This is a genomic window from Candidatus Protofrankia californiensis (genome assembly GCF_900634765.1).
GTDB lineage: Bacteria > Actinomycetota > Actinomycetes > Frankiales > Frankiaceae > Protofrankia > Protofrankia californiensis.
Genome location: NZ_CAAAFT010000304.1, coordinates 1 through 1,708, shown reverse-complemented (window position 1 = coordinate 1,708; position 1,708 = coordinate 1). Strand labels below are relative to the sequence as shown.

The window sequence follows — 1,708 nt, the reverse complement described above, 5'->3', positions numbered from 1 at the left end:
GCGCCACGCCACAGGACTACGGACCGCGGCTGCACGAGGCCACCGGCGCCGCCGGCGGGTACGCGCTCACCGGCAGCCTCCCCAGCGTCGCCTCCGGGCGCCTGGCCTACACCTTCGGTTTCGTCGGACCGGCGATCACCGTGGACACCGCCTGCTCGTCGTCGCTGGTGGCGCTGCACCTGGCCGTGCAGGCCCTGCGTGGCGGCGAGTGCGGGCTCGCGCTGGCCGGCGGCGTCAGCGTGATGTCGACGCCCGGCATGTTCACCGAGTTCTCCCGGCAGCGCGGGCTGTCCGCGGACGGCCGGTGCAAGCCGTTCGCCGCCGCCGCGGACGGCACCGCCTGGGCGGAGGCCGTGGGCATGGTCGTACTGGAGCGGCTGTCGGACGCACTCCGGCATGGCCACCACGTCCTGGCGGTGATCCGCGGCAGCGCGGTGAACTCCGACGGTGCGAGCAACGGACTCACCGCGCCCAACGGGCCGTCCCAGCAGCGGGTGATCAACGCCGCGCTCGCCAACGCCCGCCTCAACCCGGCCGACGTCGACGCCGTGGAAGCACACGGCACCGGCACCACCCTGGGCGACCCCATCGAAGCCCAAGCCCTGCTCGCCACCTACGGCCAGGACCGCCCCACCGACCGCCCCCTGCTACTCGGCTCGGTCAAATCCAACATCGGCCACACCCAGGCCGCCGCCGGCGTCACCGGGGTGATCAGCGTGGTCGGGGCGCTGCGGCGCGGCTTCCTACCCAAGACGCTGCACGTGGACGCGCCGTCCCCGCACGTCGACTGGTCCACCGGCGCGGTCGAACTGCTCACCGAAACCCGGCCATGGCCCGAGATCAACCGTCCCCGGCGGGCGGCGGTGTCCTCCTTCGGGATCAGCGGCACCAACGCCCACGTCATCCTCGAACAGGCACCGGCACCCGAGGAGAGCACACCAGACACCGGAAGCGCGCCGGACGAGGTCGCCACCGGCGGGTCCGGTGACGCCGGTGACGCCGCGGCGGTGCCCGTGGCGTGGGCGCTGTCCGCGCGCAGCGAACCGGCGTTGCGGACGGCCGCGGCGCGGCTGCACGACGCCGTGTTCACCCGGCCGGAGACCCGTCCGGCCGACGTCGGACTGTCGCTGGCGACCACCCGTACCGTTTTCGACCACCGTGCCGTCGTGGTCGGTGCCGGCCGCGAGGCGCTGCTCGCCGGACTGCGCGCGGTCGCGGCCGGCGAGCAGGCGCCGGGTGTGGTGTCCGCGGCCGCGTCCGGGCACGCGGGCGGGACGGTCTTCGTCTTCCCCGGCCAGGGATCCCAGTGGCCGGGGATGGCCACGGGCCTGCTCGAGTCCTCCCCGGTGTTCGCCGCGTCGATCGCGGCCTGCGCGGACGCGCTCGCCCCGCACGTCGACTGGTCGCTCACCGACGTGCTGCGCGCGGTGGACGGCGCGCCCACGCTCGACCGCGTCGACGTGGTGCAGCCGGCGCTGTTCGCGGTGATCGTCTCCCTGGCCCGGCTGTGGGAGTCGCTGGGCATCCGTCCCGACGCGGTCATCGGGCACTCGCAGGCCGAGATCGCCGCGGCTCACGTCGCCGGCGCCCTCACATTGGACGACGCCGCCCGCATCGTCGCGCTGCGCGCCCAGGCGATCACAAAAATCGCCGGGCTGGGTGGAATGATGTCGGTGCCGCTGCCCGCCGCCACCGTCGAGGCCGACCT

General features: G+C 74.6%; 1 protein-coding gene. It reads left to right on the top strand.

The genetic code is table 11. From position 1 onward, the window contains the following. Positions 1-1,708, top strand: a 1,708-nt coding sequence (locus tag DD1DGNOD_RS16270; RefSeq protein WP_131770495.1) for a type I polyketide synthase, incomplete at both ends; no start/stop codon positions are given.